Annotated in this window: 19 protein-coding genes; 4 read left to right on the top strand and 15 right to left on the bottom strand. The window is 52.5% G+C overall.

Annotation, left to right across the window (positions count from 1 at the left end; genetic code table 11):
- Positions 1–51: 51 nt before the first annotated feature.
- Entirely contained in the window at positions 52–1,026 is a 975-nt protein-coding gene (locus tag HND56_03740; GenBank protein QKK04854.1) for a hypothetical protein, read from the top strand.
- A 4-nt stretch (positions 1,027–1,030) separates the two neighbouring features.
- On the opposite strand, the gene HND56_03735 is transcribed toward HND56_03740, so the two are convergent.
- The 8 genes from HND56_03735 to rfaE1 form a co-directional block, all read right to left on the bottom strand.
- Positions 1,031–1,735, bottom strand: coding sequence for an ankyrin repeat domain-containing protein (locus HND56_03735; protein ID QKK04853.1), 705 nt, complete (start codon positions 1,733–1,735; stop codon positions 1,031–1,033).
- Positions 1,736–1,745: 10 nt separating this feature from the next.
- The gene (locus HND56_03730) at positions 1,746–2,852 is read right to left on the bottom strand and encodes an Mrp/NBP35 family ATP-binding protein (GenBank protein QKK04852.1); all 1,107 of its coding nucleotides are present in this window, start codon (positions 2,850–2,852) and stop codon (positions 1,746–1,748) included.
- Between the two features lie 81 nt (positions 2,853–2,933).
- Positions 2,934–3,134, bottom strand: a complete 201-nt coding sequence (locus HND56_03725) for a 30S ribosomal protein S21 (protein QKK06543.1) — start codon at positions 3,132–3,134, stop codon at positions 2,934–2,936.
- Positions 3,135–3,230: 96 nt separating this feature from the next.
- Positions 3,231–4,418, bottom strand: a complete 1,188-nt coding sequence (locus tag HND56_03720) for a coproporphyrinogen III oxidase (GenBank protein ID QKK04851.1) — start codon at positions 4,416–4,418, stop codon at positions 3,231–3,233.
- Positions 4,403–5,038 carry an RdgB/HAM1 family non-canonical purine NTP pyrophosphatase gene (rdgB, locus tag HND56_03715; protein ID QKK04850.1) on the bottom strand — a complete coding sequence of 212 codons (636 nt, stop codon included), beginning with the start codon at positions 5,036–5,038 and terminating at the stop codon, positions 4,403–4,405. Before rdgB ends, HND56_03720 begins: the two co-directional genes overlap by 16 nt.
- A gap of 62 nt (positions 5,039–5,100) precedes the next feature.
- Positions 5,101–5,994, bottom strand: coding sequence for a sterol desaturase family protein (locus tag HND56_03710; protein ID QKK04849.1), 894 nt, complete (start codon positions 5,992–5,994; stop codon positions 5,101–5,103).
- Between the two features lie 110 nt (positions 5,995–6,104).
- The gene (gene rph, locus HND56_03705) at positions 6,105–6,845 is read right to left on the bottom strand and encodes a ribonuclease PH (GenBank protein ID QKK04848.1); all 741 of its coding nucleotides are present in this window, start codon (positions 6,843–6,845) and stop codon (positions 6,105–6,107) included.
- Positions 6,846–6,872: 27 nt separating this feature from the next.
- A complete protein-coding gene (rfaE1, locus tag HND56_03700; GenBank protein ID QKK04847.1) occupies positions 6,873–8,312 on the bottom strand; it encodes a D-glycero-beta-D-manno-heptose-7-phosphate kinase in 1,440 nt (479 codons plus the stop codon).
- A 195-nt stretch (positions 8,313–8,507) separates the two neighbouring features.
- On the opposite strand from rfaE1, the gene HND56_03695 reads away from it, so the two are divergent.
- On the top strand, positions 8,508–9,476 hold the full coding sequence (locus HND56_03695; protein ID QKK04846.1) for a hypothetical protein: 969 nt from the start codon (positions 8,508–8,510) through the stop codon (positions 9,474–9,476).
- 21 nt (positions 9,477–9,497) lie between these two features.
- Entirely contained in the window at positions 9,498–9,869 is a 372-nt protein-coding gene (locus HND56_03690) for a hypothetical protein (GenBank protein QKK04845.1), read from the top strand.
- Between the two features lie 30 nt (positions 9,870–9,899).
- On the opposite strand, the gene HND56_03685 is transcribed toward HND56_03690, so the two are convergent.
- The 3 genes from HND56_03685 to HND56_03675 all read right to left on the bottom strand — a co-directional run bounded on the left by HND56_03685 (position 9,900) and on the right by HND56_03675 (position 11,602).
- Entirely contained in the window at positions 9,900–10,610 is a 711-nt protein-coding gene (locus HND56_03685; protein ID QKK04844.1) for a tetratricopeptide repeat protein, read from the bottom strand.
- The gene (locus tag HND56_03680; GenBank protein QKK04843.1) at positions 10,610–11,227 is read right to left on the bottom strand and encodes a hypothetical protein; all 618 of its coding nucleotides are present in this window, start codon (positions 11,225–11,227) and stop codon (positions 10,610–10,612) included. Before HND56_03680 ends, HND56_03685 begins: the two co-directional genes overlap by 1 nt.
- Positions 11,228–11,407: 180 nt before the next feature.
- Positions 11,408–11,602 (bottom strand): hypothetical protein, encoded by a 195-nt coding sequence (locus HND56_03675; protein ID QKK04842.1) that lies wholly within the window; start codon positions 11,600–11,602, stop codon positions 11,408–11,410.
- Positions 11,603–11,923: 321 nt separating this feature from the next.
- Between HND56_03675 and HND56_03670 the strand changes: the two genes are divergently transcribed.
- Positions 11,924–12,802 carry a DnaJ domain-containing protein gene (locus tag HND56_03670; GenBank protein ID QKK04841.1) on the top strand — a complete coding sequence of 293 codons (879 nt, stop codon included), beginning with the start codon at positions 11,924–11,926 and terminating at the stop codon, positions 12,800–12,802.
- 20 nt (positions 12,803–12,822) lie between these two features.
- Here HND56_03670 and truA read toward each other — a convergent pair whose 3' ends face one another.
- From truA to HND56_03650, 4 genes are all read right to left on the bottom strand, one after another.
- Positions 12,823–13,596 (bottom strand): tRNA pseudouridine(38-40) synthase TruA, encoded by a 774-nt coding sequence (gene truA / locus HND56_03665; GenBank protein ID QKK04840.1) that lies wholly within the window; start codon positions 13,594–13,596, stop codon positions 12,823–12,825.
- 22 nt (positions 13,597–13,618) lie between these two features.
- Positions 13,619–14,227, bottom strand: a complete 609-nt coding sequence (locus HND56_03660; GenBank protein QKK04839.1) for a DUF2497 domain-containing protein — start codon at positions 14,225–14,227, stop codon at positions 13,619–13,621.
- An 81-nt stretch (positions 14,228–14,308) separates the two neighbouring features.
- Positions 14,309–15,040, bottom strand: coding sequence for a hypothetical protein (locus tag HND56_03655; protein QKK04838.1), 732 nt, complete (start codon positions 15,038–15,040; stop codon positions 14,309–14,311).
- A gap of 93 nt (positions 15,041–15,133) precedes the next feature.
- A complete protein-coding gene (locus tag HND56_03650; GenBank protein ID QKK04837.1) occupies positions 15,134–16,684 on the bottom strand; it encodes an AMP nucleosidase in 1,551 nt (516 codons plus the stop codon).
- Between the last annotated feature and the right edge of the window lie 50 nt (positions 16,685–16,734).

Below are 16,734 nucleotides of genomic sequence, written 5' to 3'. Positions count from 1 at the left end.
CATTTAATATGAAACATATAACGCGCCATCTATATTATACAGGAAATTGCGATGAGAAGATTTTTCAACATTTGCAGTCTATTCGTACTTATTGCAATTACACCGCAATATGCCCATGCGCTTGACGATAAAGATCTCAACGGCGAAAGAAACGGCTACGCTGTCTATCAAAGCTGTAAGAATGTCATCGAAACCCATATGTCAGATGACGAATTTGCCAAAACCGTATGTTATGCCAGCATACAATCCTATATTGCTACTGTGCTAAACATGGTATGGTACATACCTCCTAAAAATGAAGAAGGGAAGAAAATTTCCAAAGTTATTGGTGACCTTTACAGACGCATCTGTACCGTCACAGATCAGCGCGATGATTTTCGTGATATGGCGGAAGATTACGTTGCATGGCTTGACGAGCATAATACCAGAAACAGAGGAAAGGCATCATATGTCGCTTTCCCCAATGCCTTGAGTAGAATGTATAACTGTCCCTCTCGTACTTCCGATGAAACAGCCGACCATTACAGATTCGACCAAGGATGCTGCTCCAAAGAAAGAAAATTTATTCTGGATCATTATGTCGATCTCAGCAAATACAGACCACTTACAGACATCAAAGAAGGTGAAGAGTATTATTGGCCCAATATAGGCATTGTAAACGCTGACCTGAACGGTGATGGCAAACTGGACACCCTGTCATATATATCAGAGCCTTGTGACGTATGCGATAAACTGCCGCTTTATTTTGAAGAGCCGTTTTCGGGAAAAGCCGAACAAATACTCATTTTTTTGAAGAACGATCATGGCGACTACACAAAAATAGATGGCCCACCTCTTATGCGCGCTCAAATACGTGTTTACAAAAACAAGACAAACAACATGAAAGATCTGGGTCTAGAAACGAAACCCAATGAATGGTGCATTTGGAAATGGGATGGAAAAAAGTACCAGCAGGACAGCTGCAGCCCCATCGAAAAGAAAAAAGCGCAAACAGCTCCCGTCCTCAGCAACAAAGACGAAAACTAGATGGTTACAATCCCGTAGACGGGCGGCGGTTGCGGAGATAGCTGCGCAAGCCGCGTTGTTTCATTTCGCGGCTGGTACCTTTCAAATGTTTTAGAATCATCCTTGCGCCGTCATGGAAATTGGCGCGTTTTTCCGCCAGCATTTGCGCATTTTGGCCTTTTTTGTTTTTGATGGACGGGTCGGCACCTTTTTGCAGCAGTACCAGCGCGACTTTATCGCCGGAATTATCGGCGGCAACCGTCAGCGCAGTATCGCCTTCTTTATCCTGAATATTGGGCTTTGCGCCGTTTTCCAGCAGCATTTTTGCCGCTTCAGCCTCGCGCCAATGCGCCGCCGTCATCAATGCCGTCACACCATAGCTGTTGGTTTTATCCAATGTCGCGCCCGCCGCAATCAGCATTTCCATCAGATCGGTGCAGCCGCTTTCCGCCGCCAACATCAGCGGTGTGTCATCACCGTCACCATATTTGCCCTGATCGGGATTAACGCCTGTTTCCAGCAGCACCGCGACCGCCTCTTTCGCGCCGTTATGCACGGCATACATCAGCGGTGTCCAGCCGATGTCATTCGGTTTATCCAGCAACGCATCACAGGCCGCCAGCGCCTTTAAAAGTGCGGTGTTATTCTCCGTAGCAGCACTATAGGCCGCATCGGGCGTGGCCCATTCGGCTTTTTTCCATGCGGGATATTTGTCTTGTCCGGTGGACATTTTTTTCTCCTTAAACGGCTTTTTTCGCGGACTCTTCCAGCTCCAGAATATCGCTCAGGCGCTGTGCCACGGCTTCAAAGACCTTGCGGCTGTCGCCTTCGGCAATGCGCCCGCCATCTGCGGCCTCGCGGATTTCAAGGCTGAGCGGAATTTCGCCCAGCAGCGGCAAGCCGCGTTTTTCCGCCTCGCGCTTTGCGCCGCCATGACCGAAAAGATGCGTTTCCTCGCCACAATGCGGGCAGGAGAACATGCTCATATTCTCGATCAGGCCAAGAACGGGAACATCCAGTTTCTGGAACATTTCCAGCCCTTTCATCGCGTCCAGCAACGCAATATCCTGCGGCGTGGAGACCACAATTGCCCCTGTCAGCGGCACTTTTTGCGACAGGGTCAGCGGAATATCCCCCGTGCCGGGCGGCATATCCAGCACCAGCACATCCAGTTTGCCCCATGCCACATCGCTGAGCATTTGCAGCAAAGCGCGTTGTACCATCGGCCCGCGCCAGACGACAGGCCCCTGTTTTTCAAGCAGATAACCGATGGACATGGTTTTGACGCCATGCGCCTCTTGCGGAACGATTTTACGGTCTTCCCCTAAAACGGCGCGGGCATCCTGCGTACCCATCATATGCGGCTGTGACGGGCCGTGAATATCGGCATCCAGCAAGCCAACCGCATAGCCCTGACGCGCCAGCGCCGCAGCCAGATTATTCGCGACGGCGGATTTTCCGACGCCGCCCTTGCCTGAAGAAATAGCGATGATATGGCGGATATCCGGGAGATTCAGTTTGGTCTGATCCGGCTTTTTGCCGTGACTGTGACCGTGCTGGTCATTGCCGTTACCTGCCTTGCGCTCTGCCGTCAGCACCACGGAGACACGCGGCAGATCAGGCAGTATCTGCGTCAGGAATGCCTGTGCGTCTTTTTGCAAAGCGCCCATTTCACTGCGCGGCGCGTTTTCCGGCACATCGAGAATGACAACCAGCCCGCGCTCTTCCGTATGGCGGGCGGAGGACAGAAAGCGCAGCATGGCGGCAATCAGCTCCTCCGGTGCTTTGGGCTGTTCCTGATGGTGCAGCAGAATTTCGCGGATGTCTTCCAGTGTCAGCATTTTCATGGGCAGGCTCCTTCAAGCTGAATGTAAAAAAGCGCCGGTCAAACCCTAGCGCTCTTTTATCTTTTAACCAAAATTTGGACCTTAGTCGCGATCTTCGCGTTTACGTTCCAATTTGCGGAAGCGGCGCACTGCTTCATCTTTTTCGCGTGCGCGTTTTTCCGACGGTTTTTCGTGATGTCTACGCAGTTTCATTTCCCGAAAAACGCCTTCGCGTTGCATTTTCTTTTTCAGTACTTTTAAAGCCTGGTCAACATTGTTATCACGTACGATTACCTGGACGATTGTCCTCACCCCTTTCAAGAGTTTTGCGGTTTAATAAACATATAGTCAGCGCAATTTCTATCACAGCGCGGAATATCTGTAAAGCATAAATACAGATTACAGCACAATGCGGGACAGGACATATTCAAGGCGCTGACGGCCTGCTTCCGTGCTTTGCAATGCATCATTCGTGACACTGATAAGGCCGGTTTCCTGCATACGGGCGAGACCTTCCCTGTTCAGCACCTCTGCGCCGCCAGATTCCGCCTCCAGACGGGCGAGCGAGAGCGGTTCGGCAAGGCGCAGCCCCATCAGCAGCATTTCCGCTGCGCGATCGGCAGGAGCGAGTAATTCCTCATCATGTGCGCCGTGGCCGTGTTTTTCGACACGGTCAAGCCAGATGGCCGGAGCGCGGTGGGCACGGGTGGCGTATTTGCCGCCCTCCCGCGTCACGCGACCATGTGCGCCGGGGCCGATGCCGAGATAATCACCGTAACGCCAATAGACAAGGTTATGGCGCGATTCCTGTCCTTTGACAGCGTAATTCGAGACTTCATAGGCATCATAGCCGTGTTTTGCCGCCTGTTCGCGCGTTTCTTCATACAGCACCGCCGCTTCCTCCTCTTCGGGGATCGGCATTTCTCCGCGCTGATAGAGCGTATAAAAAGGTGTGCCTTTTTCAATGGTCAGTTGATAGAGCGAGAGATGCCCGCCCGCATGGGAGAGGGCTTCATCCAGTTCGGCGCGCCAATCCTGTACTGTCTGTCCGGGGCGGGCATAGATGAGGTCAAAAGAGCTGCGCGTGAAATGCTGCCGTGCCAGATCAAGCGCCGCCAATGCCTCTTTTGCGCTGTGCTGGCGGCCAAGGAATTGCAGCTCCGCATCGCGCAGCGACTGCACACCGAGCGAGACACGGTTCACCCCTGCCGCCGCATAGCCTTGAAAACGCGCCGCCTCGGCAGAGGTCGGATTGGCCTCCAGCGTAATTTCAACATCATCAGCGACAGGAAAATATTCCCGCACGGCCTCAATCACCGCCGCGACAGTTTCCGGCACCATCAGCGAGGGGGTACCACCACCGAAAAAGATTGATGTGACTGTTTGTTTTTTGGGCAGCGTTTCCGCGTAATAGGCAAGCTCCCGCACCAGCGCCTTGCGCCAGCGGCTGTGATCGACATCATCCTGCACATGGGAGTTAAAGTCGCAATACGGGCATTTCGCCAGACAAAACGGCCAATGGATATAGATACCGAAACCGGGCGCGGGAAAGCCCCGTGCAGGGGCTGTGTTTAACTGTGGCACCATCGCGCAGCAAATTCTCTTAAGGCTTTGGCGCGGTGGCTTAAGCTGTGTTTTTCATCGGCGTCCATTTCGCCGAATGTGCGGGCTTCGCCATCGGGCTGGAAAATCGGGTCATAGCCGAAACCGTTTTTACCGCGCGGCGGCCAGACGATCTCGCCTTCGACCGTGCCTTCGGTATAAAAGACCTGCCCGTCGGGAAAGGCCAGCGCCAGCACGCTGATAAAGCGGGCGCGGTGGTTTTGTTCATCTTTCAGTTTTTCCCAGATCAGGCGCATGCCGTAATCAAAATCGCGGCTGCCGTTTTCATTTTCCGCCCAGCGTGCCGAATAGATACCGGGATCGCCGCCCAGTGCCTGAACCTCTAACCCGCTGTCATCGGCCAGTGCGGGCAGCCCTGTCGCCTTTGCCGCCGCCAATGCTTTCAGCGCCGCATTTTCCTCGAATGTTGTGCCGGTTTCCTCCGGATCATCAAGGCCGAGATCACCCGCCGCCTGAATATCGGGAATACGCGCACCGATCAAATCGCGGATTTCACGCAATTTGCCGTGATTATGCGTGGCAATCACCAGACTGTCTTCCAGACGGTAATCCTCGGAAGATATGCCGTGCCGTATCGTGTCCATGCTGTCTCTCCTGCTCTTTCTTTAAAGAGCTATACTGAAATACCGCCCCGCCCGCGGTCAAGTTAATTCTGTTTTGTCTTTTTGGCGGCGGATTTTTTTCTGATGCGGAACGGATAGAAAATCTGCGCCCAGAAAGTTTTTGGCAGCGCACTTTCGGGAGAAGAACGGGCAATACCGTATGATTTCGGCAATTTGCCTTCGGGGTGATAATAACTGCCGCAGATCAAATCCAGAAAGGAAAACATGGTCGCAATATTCTTGTTCACCGCCGCCTTATCCGTCGCATGATGCCAGCGGTGGTAATTGGGGCTGACAAAGATATAGCGGACAGGCGCCGGATAGGCGAGATTGATATTCGTATGCACAAAGAAATTATAGATATTATGGACGGTAATCGCCAGCAACACCGCATGACCGTCAAAACCGATGAAATAGGAAATGACATAGCCGCAGGCGGAAAACATGATGGCATCAACGGGATGCAGGCGGATGCTGGTCAGCCAGCGTAATTCTTTCGCCGCATGATGGATGGCATGAAACCGCCACATAAAACGGTGAACAAGCCAATGCGGAATGAAAAAGGCGATATCCGCCATCAGCAGGCCGAGCGCAAATTGTATTTCATAGGGCCAGCTTTCAAGCTCGACGGCAAAAATGCGGTGCGGCGCAATGGCCGGCAGCACAATCAGCGCCAATGTCGCGGTAATAAATGTGATAAACAGGCTGGTCACGAACAGATTAATCAGGAAATAGCCGATTTCCAGATTGAACTCTTTATAAAACATGCTGCGGTCGGAATGCACCTTGCTGAAATTTTCTTCTTTCGTCGACTGGGTCGGTTCCGCCAGAAACAGCGATAACACGTAAAAGCCGAGCGCATAAATACACAGCACGATAATCGCATCGGCTTTTGTAAGCAGCCATTCTATCGCTAACTGGTAATAAGCCGGGTCCATCGCCTGTTTGTCGCTGTCTTCCTGTTTCGTTCAGATGACATTATAACACAGCACCGCGCAGTTGAAGCAGCGGCCTTTTTGAAAAAATGAAAATATATTTGAATGACAGGTCAGGCTGCGCTGCGTGCCGCCTCTTTCAACGCCTCATGCTGCAGCTTTGTCAGTGCGGCAACGCCTTTGTCAGCCAGACCGAACAAATCCTGAAAACGGGCATGAGAGAAAGCCGTTTCCTCCGCCGTGGCCTGAATTTCAACGATACCGCCCTTTCCGGTCAGCACGAAATTCGCATCCGCTTCGGCGGCACTGTCTTCCGCATAGTCAAGATCCAGAACCGCCTGCCCCTGATACAGCCCGCAGGAAATCGCGGCAACGGAATCAATCAGCGGCGTTTCTTTTAACGCGCCGATGGACAAAAGATGTGTGATGGCCTGATTAAGGGCGACATAGGCACCTGTAATCGCCGCCGTGCGCGTGCCGCCATCGGCTTGAATAACGTCGCAATCAAGTGTGATCTGCACATCGGGCATTTTTTTCAGATCGACCACAGCGCGCAAGGCGCGTCCGATCAAACGCTGAATTTCCTGTGTGCGGCCCGATTGCTTACCACGCGCCGCTTCCCGCGCCATACGCGTGCTCGTCGAACGGGGCAGCATACCGTATTCCGCCGTGACCCAGCCCTTGCCTTGCCCTTTCAGCCAGGGCGGCAGGCGGTCTTCGACCGTTGCCGTGCAAAGCACATGCGTATCACCGAATTTTACCAGACAGGCACCTTCGGCATGTTTTGTAACATTCTGCGTTTCAAGACTGATGCGGCGTAATTCGTCATTTTGACGACCGGACGGTCTGACCATAAGTTTTCTCCTGCTTAAAGCCGGAATTTAGGCCACCATACGGCCGACCATTCCGGTTGTGCTTTGCCCTTCTGTCAGTTCGGCAAGATAAACCTCGCCGCCATAGGACATCACATGTGCCGCGCCGACAACATTTTCGATCGTGTAATCCGCCCCTTTGACGAGCAGATTGGGGGAAATATCCTTGATCAACTGTTCCGGCGTGTCCTCGTCAAACAATACCACCATATCAACAGCGGCCAGTGCCTGCAAGACTGTGGTGCGTGCCGTTTCATTCTGGATCGGACGGGTCTCGCCTTTCAGACGGCGGACGGAGGCATCAGTGTTCAACCCGACAATCAGACGGTCACAACGTGCGCGCGCCTGTTCCAGCAGGGAAATATGCCCCGGATGCAGCAGATCAAAACAGCCGTTTGTGAAACCGACTGTCAGCCCGTTTGCACGCCAGCGTTCAACCTGTTCCAGCGCTTCTTCGCGGGTCACGCCGCCTGTGTTACGTGTATTGTCGATCTGTTTTTTGATATCGGGAACCGTGACCGTTGCCGTACCGATTTTGCCGACAACGATTCCCCCTGCAACATTGGCAACAGATGCCGCGGCCTCAAGCTCCGCACCTGTGGCCAGCATCGCCGCCATCACGGCAACGACCGTATCACCCGCGCCGGAAACGTCATAGACTTCACGCACGCTGGTTTTGATATGAACGGGGTCTTTTTTCGCGGCGGCACCATAGACGATGCTCATACCGTCTTTACTGCGTGTGGCCAGAATATTTTCAACGCCTGTCAGCTCCATCAGGGATTTTGCCGCTGCGGTGACTTCTTCATCCGTGCCGGTCGCCATATCGGAGGCGTCGGCCAGTTCCGTACGGTTCGGCGTCACCAGAAACGCGCCTTTATAACAGCTGTAATCGCGCCCTTTCGGGTCAACAATCACGCGTTTGCCGCGCGAGACGACATAGTGGCACAGATCGGCATCAATCGTGCCTTTGCCGTAATCGGAGAGTACAACGATATCGGCATCCATAATCGCGGCATCAACGGCTTCGTAAAAGCGGCTGCGGCTTTCACCGGACAAAGCGCCGGTTTTTTCGCGATCCGTACGCAAAAGCTGCTGGCCGCCTGACAGATACCGTGTTTTCACGCTGGTCGGACGCTCCGCATCCGTGACAAGACCGCCATCGCTGACGCGAATATCCTGCAATTTGGCGCGAATCTGTTCCGCAGCCATATCCTGACCGACCGTCGCGACAACGGAGGTTTTCACGCCCAATGCGGCCAAATTCGCCACAACATTACCAACGCCGCCCAGCATTTGGGTTTCGCGCTCCAGTTTTAAAACGGGAATCGGTGCTTCGGGGGAAATACGCGCCACAGAGCCATACATAAAATGGTCCAGCATAATGTCGCCGATGCACAGAATCCGCACCTGACGAAAGCTCTCGAAATACGCCGTCATATCAACCATGTCGTCCGCCTTTTTATCGTTATCACACGGGATTAGTATTTTTCATAGCAGATTTTTGCCGCAATCTCAAGCCTTTGTTAGTTTTCATATTTTGTTAAATCTTTTGTGGTCTAATAGAGCTGTAAGAACACAGACCTAAGAGCGTTCCGAAGTTCCGCAGAAAAGGCAGAAGACGGGGCTTTCGGTGGGGGAAATATGAGCGACACATATCAAAATATCACAATGACGGAAGAGAAGCGTGCAAGAACCGGATTTTTTCACACCGTTGCCCTGCACCTGAAAAAGAATCGTCTGGGTGATCTTCTGGTCTCCTCCGGTATGATTACGACAGAGCAATTGGAAAGCGCACTGGCAATGCAGGCGCGTACCCGTGAGCCTTTGGGTAAAGTCTTGATCAAAAGCGGCGCCATTACCGCCGCCATGCTGTACCGTAAACTGGCGGAACAGTGGTGTGTGCGCGTCAGCGCCTATGGTTTGACATTTATGATGGGCGCAACGGCTGTACCCAGCGCAGCGCGTGCCGGATCGGGTCAGGCACAAAGCGGACAGATTGTTCTGGCCTCTGCCACCACGGCCACGCCCTTTAATAAAGCCGCAGCTTTACAGTATCCGTCCCTGTTCGGCACAACGGAAATCCGTTCCGACAACACGGCCGCTTTTACAAAATGGACGAAAATGCTGGACCGTTTTGAAAAACAGCTCACCGCACATTCCGGCGCAACCGCACCGCGCCTGCAATTATGGAAGGCCGAGCTGTCACGCATCCGTCATCTGAGCACGGCAGACAAAATTGCCGCCGTGAACAACTATATCAATAAGGTGCAATATATCACCGATGCCAAAAACTGGGGACAGACCGACCATTGGGCCACCCCCGTCGAGTTTTTCAGCCGCGGCGGCGATTGTGAAGACTTCGCAATTGCCAAATATGCCTCCCTGCGCGCCCTCGGCGTACCGGCGGAGCGGTTGCGTATTGCCATTGTGCATGACAAGATCAAAAACATTCCGCATGCGGTTCTGATCGTTTATGCGGAAAACGGCCAAAGCTATGTTCTGGACAATCAGGATAAGGCCATGCGCAATATCAACAACGTCACGCGCTATAAACCGATTTTCTCGATCAATCAGGGCAGCTGGTGGATGCACCGCGTCCAGAATTCTTAAATCATTTAGAAAGAAGCCCTCATGGATGATGACCACGATACCGGCGATGCGCCACAGGATCTGATGCGGCATATCGCCGCTGATGATGACCATGCCGGTTTTATCATGCATGTGAGTGTCACCATCGACGACGAGGATTACTGGGCTTATCTGATGGTGCCGATGGAAAAATACGATGCCTTTGTCGCCGCGCAGAATGACGCATTCTGCAATATCAAGGATTATGGCGAAATTATCGAATGGGGCCCCGGCGAAGAAGCCCCTGCGCATATTCAAAGACAGCTGGAAATCGATTTCGGCCTGACACCCAATGCCGCAGATTGTCTAAACGACATGGCAAATCAACTGGGTGAACGCATGAAACGCATGGGCAAGCGCGAAGATCCGTCTTAAAGATTTTGAGGAGCCGCCGGAAAGCCGCGATTATTTCTTTTTCGCGGATTTTTTCTGCAGTTTTTCGACCAGCGCAAGGTTTTGGTCATGCATGCCTTGCTGTTCCGGCGTACTCTGACGTTGTGCCTGTTCCAGAAAATCAAGCGCTTCGTCAAATTTGCCCTGCTGTGCCAGCGATAAGGCCAGATTATTCATCACAACCGACGGATTGCCCAGCCATGAGGCCAGTGCCTCGCGGTATTTCTCTTCCGCTTCTGCGTGATGGCCCGAGGCCGACAAGACCAAGCCGTTCAGGTTCAGCGCCTGCGGCTGCAAATCATCTTTATCCGCGGCGTTTTTCTTATCCAGCCCATAGAATTTATCCAGCGCATGCTGTGCATGCATAAAGCGCCCGACGGCAATATTAGACGCCGCATATTCAACCAGAACCGCAGGTTTTGCCTTCATTTGCGATTCCGCCAGCGGTGACAAAACAGTCAGCGCCTGTTGCGGCATACCCGCCTTGCGCAAAGCTTCTGCATATTTCACGGTAATGCCGATATCACCGCTGTTGCGGGCGTAAAGCCTTTCATAAAGTTGAACGGCTTCACCGGCATTGGAATGTGTAATCTGCTGGCGCGATTCCAGTGCCTGCTGATACATGCCCGTTTGTGAACTGCTGTTCTGACAGCCGAACAGCATCAAGCCGCAAAAAGCCGTCGAGAGCAGAATTTTTATACGGTTTGAGGATTGCTCTGTCATCAGTATCCGTCCCCCTCATTCACATCCGCGGGTTCTTCCATGTCTCCGCCGCCGCCATCCATACCGCCGGCAGGTGCCGGAGCCGGGCGGGCGCTGACATTAACGGAACCGCTGTCGCGCGATGTCGTGGAAACCTGATGACATCCGTCCGGACAGAAATAGACCGAACTGGGAACACAATTGCCGCCGCCCGTGCAAATACGCTGAATACGGACATATTTGTTCTGACGTTCCGAGATAATCACATCGCGGCGCATGATTTCATTACCTTCCACATCCAGAACCGTAAAAGAGGTTGCGCCCGGCGTACCCGGAACAATCACCAACACGCGCGGTGTATCCAGAAACACACCCGCATGAACGGGATTGGCCACAATCACGCTGGCGGCATTACGGTTCAGGTGCAGAATATGGGATTCATTCGGGGTCAGGCGGATAATCTTGTTATTGGCATAGTTATAGCCCTGCGGGACGCCCTGATACGCCGCAGCAGGCGGTGGCGCGGCATTTTGTGCCATTGCCGTGCGCACGAAAGCGGTGCCGGCCAGCAACATGCTGAAAACCAACGCGAAAATAACGAGGCTGCTAGGCAGACTGTGATTCGCTGAACGCTTCATGGTAATTCTTCTCCTGTAAGAACGAAGGGAACCCTTCTCTTCTTATGATGCGTCAAAAAAGGCCTGTAAGTCAAAGAAAATATCCGCAAAATAAAGAAAAACCCCGCCCGGTTCATCACGCAGGCAGGGTTTTTTCAACCATTTATCCGTACCGGACAAATCTTTACAAGCACAACAGGCTTATTTACGCAGCGAGTTGTCGAAAGATTTTTCGGCTTTCATCGGCTTGGTTTTTACGGCTTCAACACCGACGCTGCCAGCTGTACGACCGCTTGAGATCGGATCCCAGCTTTTGTCATTTGTCGTTGCGGATTGCGAGCAACCTGCAACGGACAGGGCAGAAACCATGCACATTACTGTCAAAAACTTCTTCATTATAGTACTTCCTTTCGTGATTTGTTTTTTGCAAAAAAAAAATCGAAACCGGATTGAAAATCCCGTAGTGTTTTAAGAACTACTACAGAACACATAACTAGTCTACACACAAAAAAAAACTTTTTCAAAGAATATCATCACTTGATTTACTTGACATAATGCTCAGAATCATGTAGAAATATTAATACAAGGTTAACAACCATGCGCAACCTATGCGCGGGTATGTGTTTGAATACTTGAAATGCAACGGGCAAATGGCAATAATAAAGCCCTGCAGAGCAAAACGGCTGGTACGAATAAGAGGAAGAGGGACTTAAAATAATGTCACAACCATCTCCATATGAAATTCTCGGTGTTGCAAAGAATGCCACTGATGACGAGATCAAAAAAGCCAAAAACAAGGCGCTGATGCGGCACCATGAAGACCGCGTCAATGCGCGGATCAAACGCGACGGGCTGGAAGGCACGCCGGAAGCCGTAAAACTTCTGACAGAAGCGCGCCAGCAGGCTTCTCTTGTAAACGGTGCCTATGAAATTCTGAAAGATCCCGAAAAACGCCAGACTTTTGATGAATACGGTTATGAAGGGCTTGCGCGTCAAGCCAATGGCGATGATCCCTCCAGCTCAGGCGGCAGCGATGCTTTCTGGGATTTCGGGAAAGCCAGCGCCGAATTCGGTACGGAAACCGTGGAAATGAGCGATGACGAACTGTTCGGTGATGATCTTGACCAGAAATCGACGCGCCGTGATGTGAGAGATGTCCTGAAAAACGCCCGCCATACCGGCACAAACCCGTTCAAAGGCAATGATACCAGCCTTGACGATCTGCTGGACGAAGTCCGCGGCAAAAAACCGAAGAAATCTCCTCCGAAAAAAGAGGATAAACCCGCCGCTTCCAAAGGCAGCGGATCAAGTCTGCTGGGCGATCTCGCCGGCAAAGCCAGCGGTGTTTTCAGCCGTGCAAAAGATAAAGCCATGGAAACGGTCGATGATCTGACCCACGGTGATGATGATGCTCCGGCAACAACAGGAAATTCCGAATTGTCAGGACGCCTGCGCGATGTCATCAACGAGCTTGTCGAAACAGACGGCAAACTCAGCAGCATGTCCCTGCGAACCGTTGTCAGCGAGTTGAAAAGCATTGCCGATCATATTGACGGCGGCGCACAAAACCGCAAAAAACAGGGCTTTAACCGCTAATTCCTTTTAGCCTGACCGGTCTAATAATCGACGCGCGCGAAATACAGCCCGTGCGCGGGCGCGGTTTCCGCCGCTTTTGTCCGGTCACAGGCGGCAAGGATTTCACCGATTTTTTCCGGCTGCCATTTTCCCGTCCCGACCGGCACGAGTGACCCGACGATATTGCGCACCTGATGATAAAGGAAGGATTTGGCCTCAACTTTCACGGTCACCGCCTGCCCTGCCCCGTAAGCCTCTTCGCGATCCTCCGTCACCGCGACAAGACGCACCGTACGCAGCGGTGAATTCGCCTGACAGCCCGCCGCACGGAAAGAGGAAAAATCATGATGCCCCAAAAGATATTGCGCACCGGCATTCATCGCAGCGACATCCAGCCTGTCACGCATATGCCAGACACGTTTGCCCAGCAATGCAGGCGGTGCGGCGCGGTCAGCAAGGATACGGTAGAGATACACCCGGTTCTGCGCACCGAAACGGGCGTGAAAATCATCTTCTACGGGCTCCGCCATCACCACCGACACGCCGGAATATTTCTTTTCCCGTAATTTGGCATTGATGGCATCGCGCACGGTTTTTTCCGTGACCTCCCGCTCCAGATCGAAATGTGCGACCTGCCCCAGCGCATGCACTCCGGCATCCGTGCGCCCGGCAACATGCAGGCGTGTTTCTTCTCCGGAGAAGGCCAAAATCGCCTCTTCCAGAGCCTGTTGCACAGTCATGTCATGTTGCTGAAGTTGCCAGCCCGCATAGAGGGAACCGTCATATTCCACGGTTATTTTCCAGCGCTGCGTCATGGGATCAGACTAAAAAGCAGGGTTATTTCTTGGAACGGTCGGAGATTTTCTTAATTTCACGCTCGACCAGCTCCTCCACCAATCCGGGAAGGCGGCGGTCAAGCCATTCCTTCAGCATCGGACGTAACAGTTCCCGCGTGATATGTTCCAGCGTCACGCGTCCGGCCGGGGCGATGCCTGCCGCGGTGTGTTCTTCGACAAACATATTTTCCGCCAGTTTCGCCATCGCGCCGACGGCGGCCTCTTCCGTATCTTCCGAGATCAAACGGCTGTCATCCGCATCCGTCATATCACCTTCGATATCGGCGGGCTCATAATCATCTTCCGCAGCATCCATCGAAATATCCGCAGCGCCGCCTTCTTCAACGACATCACGCAACTCTAGTACATCGCCGTCATCAACAGCCTGTTCCGTCACATCGCCTTCGATATCGGCGGGCTTGTCATCATCGTCCTTTTTCGGCAGATCGACATCGCCGGCTTTATCCTTATCCGCTTCGACATCCATGATAACATCGCCGGCATCATCGCCATCTTCATCATCGTCAGATATGATCTGACGAATGGATTCGAGGATTTCCTCGATCGAAGGCTCCTCCGCCGTGGCCTGTTCCGCTTTTTTATCTGCCATGATTTTTAGTGCACTTTAGTTTAAAAATGTTAATCCCGTATCTTCCCACTATAGCCTATTTTCGTTTTGCGTCAAAAACTTTTACAGCTGTATTAATCCAAAACGTACCGCCTGCATCACCGCATAAACGCGTGAGGAAGTATTGAATTTTTTCATCACATTGCGCAGATGAAACAACACGCCCGCCTCGGACAGGCCAAGAATGACACCGATTTCCCATGTGGTCTTGCCCTGGGCGCACCATTTCAGCACTTCTTTTTCCCGCTCTGTCAGGCTAACACCTTCCTGCTCCGGCGGGACGGCTTGCTGCTCCAACCCGATGAAAGACGCGTAAAACTGCTGACAGGCGGCATTGACCAGCGCCAGCGTATCACGGGAAATATCACTGCCATCCGCCCCGCTGCCGGCCGCACCTATCCCCGCAATCGCCCCCATCGGCCCGCGCATCGGAATGGCAATACCGTGATACAGACCCGCTTCACGCGCTTCATCCATCACTTTTTGCTGGTCCGGCATCAATTGCAGCTTGTCTTCCAGAAACGACCATGTAAAAGGTGCCGGAGCCTGCACGACATATTGGCGGACAGGGTCGACATCCTCATATTTCTTATCGGCGTAATAGGCCATCCATTCGCCGGGATAATTCCGCATAATGCCGTGGCCGGCAGATTTTCCGATCGAAGGATGATCCGTCATCAGGCTGAACAGCACACGGTCAAAACCGTAATTGGACATGACATTTTCAAGCAGGGCGAAAAGCTGCTCGACTGTGTCGGCTTTGCTGGTTTTCTCGATAAATTCTATCAGATCCACGCTGCTGCCCGCGTCTTTCGGTTTGCGTCCAAGCGGTCATCCCCTGCCATCAAGGGAAAATCCGTATATCTGTTTATTATTATCGGGAAGTTTTTACTGAAATGCAACTTCGGTAAAGCTGCGCAACTTGCGGCTGTGCAATCTTTCCTTGCCCATGGCGCGCAGTTTTTCCATTGCCAGAAGACCGATTTTCAAGTGCTGGTCAACACGTTCGCGGTAGAACTCATCCGCCATACCCGGCAGTTTCAATTGCCCGTGCAGCGGCTTATCAGACACGCAGAGCAGCGTACCGTAAGGAACGCGGAAACGGAAACCGTTTGCGGCAATGGTCGCGGATTCCATATCCAGCGCAATCGCACGGCTTTGGCTGAAATGCCACATCAGCTCCTTCTGGTCGCGCAGCTCCCAGTTACGGTCATTAATGCTGGCAACCGTTCCCGTGCGCATAATCCGTTTGAATTCGTAATCATCCAGCCCTGTGACCTCGCTCATTGCCGAGGCCAGCGCCAGCTGAATTTCCGACAAGGCCGGAAGTGGCACATGCAGCGGCAAATCATCATCCAAAATGGCATCTTCACGGATATAGGCATGTGCCAGCACATAATCACCCAGACGCTGCGAATTCCGGAGGCCCGCGCAGTGACCCAGCATCAGCCATGCATGCGGACGCAGCACGGCGACATGGTCGGTGATGTTTTTGGCATTGGAGGGACCGACACCGATATTGATCATGGTAATGCCCGACCCGTTTGCCCGTTTCAAGTGATAGGCAGGCATTTGCGGGATACGGCTCATACTGCCGCCTTCGATGCGGGGAAAGCCGTCTTTGCTCATCCCGCCGGGAAGATTGGCGTTATGGGTGATTTTATTGCCCGGCTCGACAAAGGAGACATATTCCGACCGCTCTTTCGCCAGTTCCTTTTCCTCCGTATAAGACATCAGACGCATGCCGTTACGGATAAATTCATCAATATAGAACTGATAGTTCGTGTAAATGACGAAATTCTGGAAATGCTCGGAAGATGTGCCCGTATAATGTTTCAACCGCTGCAGGCTGACATCAACGCGCGGCGCAGTAAACAGGGACAGCGGCTGCACATTCGCCTCCGTATCTTCATCCAGCAGATAAATACCGTTGGCGATTTTATCATCCATCATACTGAGATCAGGCAGATCAAACAGCAGCGGCAAGGCATCCAGCTTTGTCGAGGAAAGCTCACCTTCCAGATAAAAATCCTCCCCCAGTGCGAAATGCAGCGGGATCGGCACATCGCTCACACCGATTTCAAGTTTCGCATCGCTGTGGTTTTCGCACAGCAGGGTCAATTGTTCCTTGAAATAATGGTCAAAAATATCAGGCCGCGTGACGGTTGTGGAATACATGCCCGGCTGGGTGACAAAACCGTAAGACAAGCGGCGGTCAACCGAAGGATAGGTTTTGGTTTTAAACAGGATATAGGGGTAATGCGCCGTGGAGCGTTCCGTCGGCAAGCCTTCCTTGTTACAGAAATCCTCGAAACGGCGGCGCAAATAGGTGACATTCCTGTCATAGATTTCTTTGATATGCTGCAACGCCTTTTCAGGGCTGCGGAACACTTTCGTGCTGCGTCCGGGTTTGATCGGTGAAGGGTAACGTGTGGGCATTGTCAAAGAAACCTTGAAATATTCGAAAAATACGCCCCGCAGAAAAGCAA

The organism is Pseudomonadota bacterium, assembly GCA_013285465.1.
Classification (GTDB): domain Bacteria; phylum Pseudomonadota; class Alphaproteobacteria; order Micavibrionales; family CSBR16-224; genus CSBR16-224.
Note: the sequence above shows the minus strand (reverse complement) of the source record. Positions and strands in the feature narration are given on the sequence as shown.

What these genes read in the sequence shown, in the direction of transcription:
- HND56_03660 (QKK04839.1), bottom strand. Translation starts at nt 14,227, where the DNA reads ATGGCAGATAAAAAAGCGGAACAGGCCACGGCGGAGGAGCCTTCGATC.
- HND56_03730 (QKK04852.1), bottom strand. Translation starts at nt 2,852, where the DNA reads ATGAAAATGCTGACACTGGAAGACATCCGCGAAATTCTGCTGCACCAT.
- rph (QKK04848.1), bottom strand. Translation starts at nt 6,845, where the DNA reads ATGGTCAGACCGTCCGGTCGTCAAAATGACGAATTACGCCGCATCAGT.
- HND56_03740 (QKK04854.1), top strand. Translation starts at nt 52, where the DNA reads ATGAGAAGATTTTTCAACATTTGCAGTCTATTCGTACTTATTGCAATT.
- HND56_03680 (QKK04843.1), bottom strand. Translation starts at nt 11,227, where the DNA reads ATGAAGCGTTCAGCGAATCACAGTCTGCCTAGCAGCCTCGTTATTTTC.
- HND56_03650 (QKK04837.1), bottom strand. Translation starts at nt 16,684, where the DNA reads ATGCCCACACGTTACCCTTCACCGATCAAACCCGGACGCAGCACGAAA.
- HND56_03735 (QKK04853.1), bottom strand. Translation starts at nt 1,735, where the DNA reads ATGTCCACCGGACAAGACAAATATCCCGCATGGAAAAAAGCCGAATGG.
- rdgB (QKK04850.1), bottom strand. Translation starts at nt 5,038, where the DNA reads ATGGACACGATACGGCACGGCATATCTTCCGAGGATTACCGTCTGGAA.
- HND56_03695 (QKK04846.1), top strand. Translation starts at nt 8,508, where the DNA reads ATGAGCGACACATATCAAAATATCACAATGACGGAAGAGAAGCGTGCA.
- HND56_03690 (QKK04845.1), top strand. Translation starts at nt 9,498, where the DNA reads ATGGATGATGACCACGATACCGGCGATGCGCCACAGGATCTGATGCGG.
- HND56_03685 (QKK04844.1), bottom strand. Translation starts at nt 10,610, where the DNA reads ATGACAGAGCAATCCTCAAACCGTATAAAAATTCTGCTCTCGACGGCT.
- HND56_03710 (QKK04849.1), bottom strand. Translation starts at nt 5,994, where the DNA reads ATGGACCCGGCTTATTACCAGTTAGCGATAGAATGGCTGCTTACAAAA.
- HND56_03675 (QKK04842.1), bottom strand. Translation starts at nt 11,602, where the DNA reads ATGAAGAAGTTTTTGACAGTAATGTGCATGGTTTCTGCCCTGTCCGTT.
- truA (QKK04840.1), bottom strand. Translation starts at nt 13,596, where the DNA reads ATGACGCAGCGCTGGAAAATAACCGTGGAATATGACGGTTCCCTCTAT.
- HND56_03670 (QKK04841.1), top strand. Translation starts at nt 11,924, where the DNA reads ATGTCACAACCATCTCCATATGAAATTCTCGGTGTTGCAAAGAATGCC.
- rfaE1 (QKK04847.1), bottom strand. Translation starts at nt 8,312, where the DNA reads ATGGTTGATATGACGGCGTATTTCGAGAGCTTTCGTCAGGTGCGGATT.
- HND56_03720 (QKK04851.1), bottom strand. Translation starts at nt 4,418, where the DNA reads ATGGTGCCACAGTTAAACACAGCCCCTGCACGGGGCTTTCCCGCGCCC.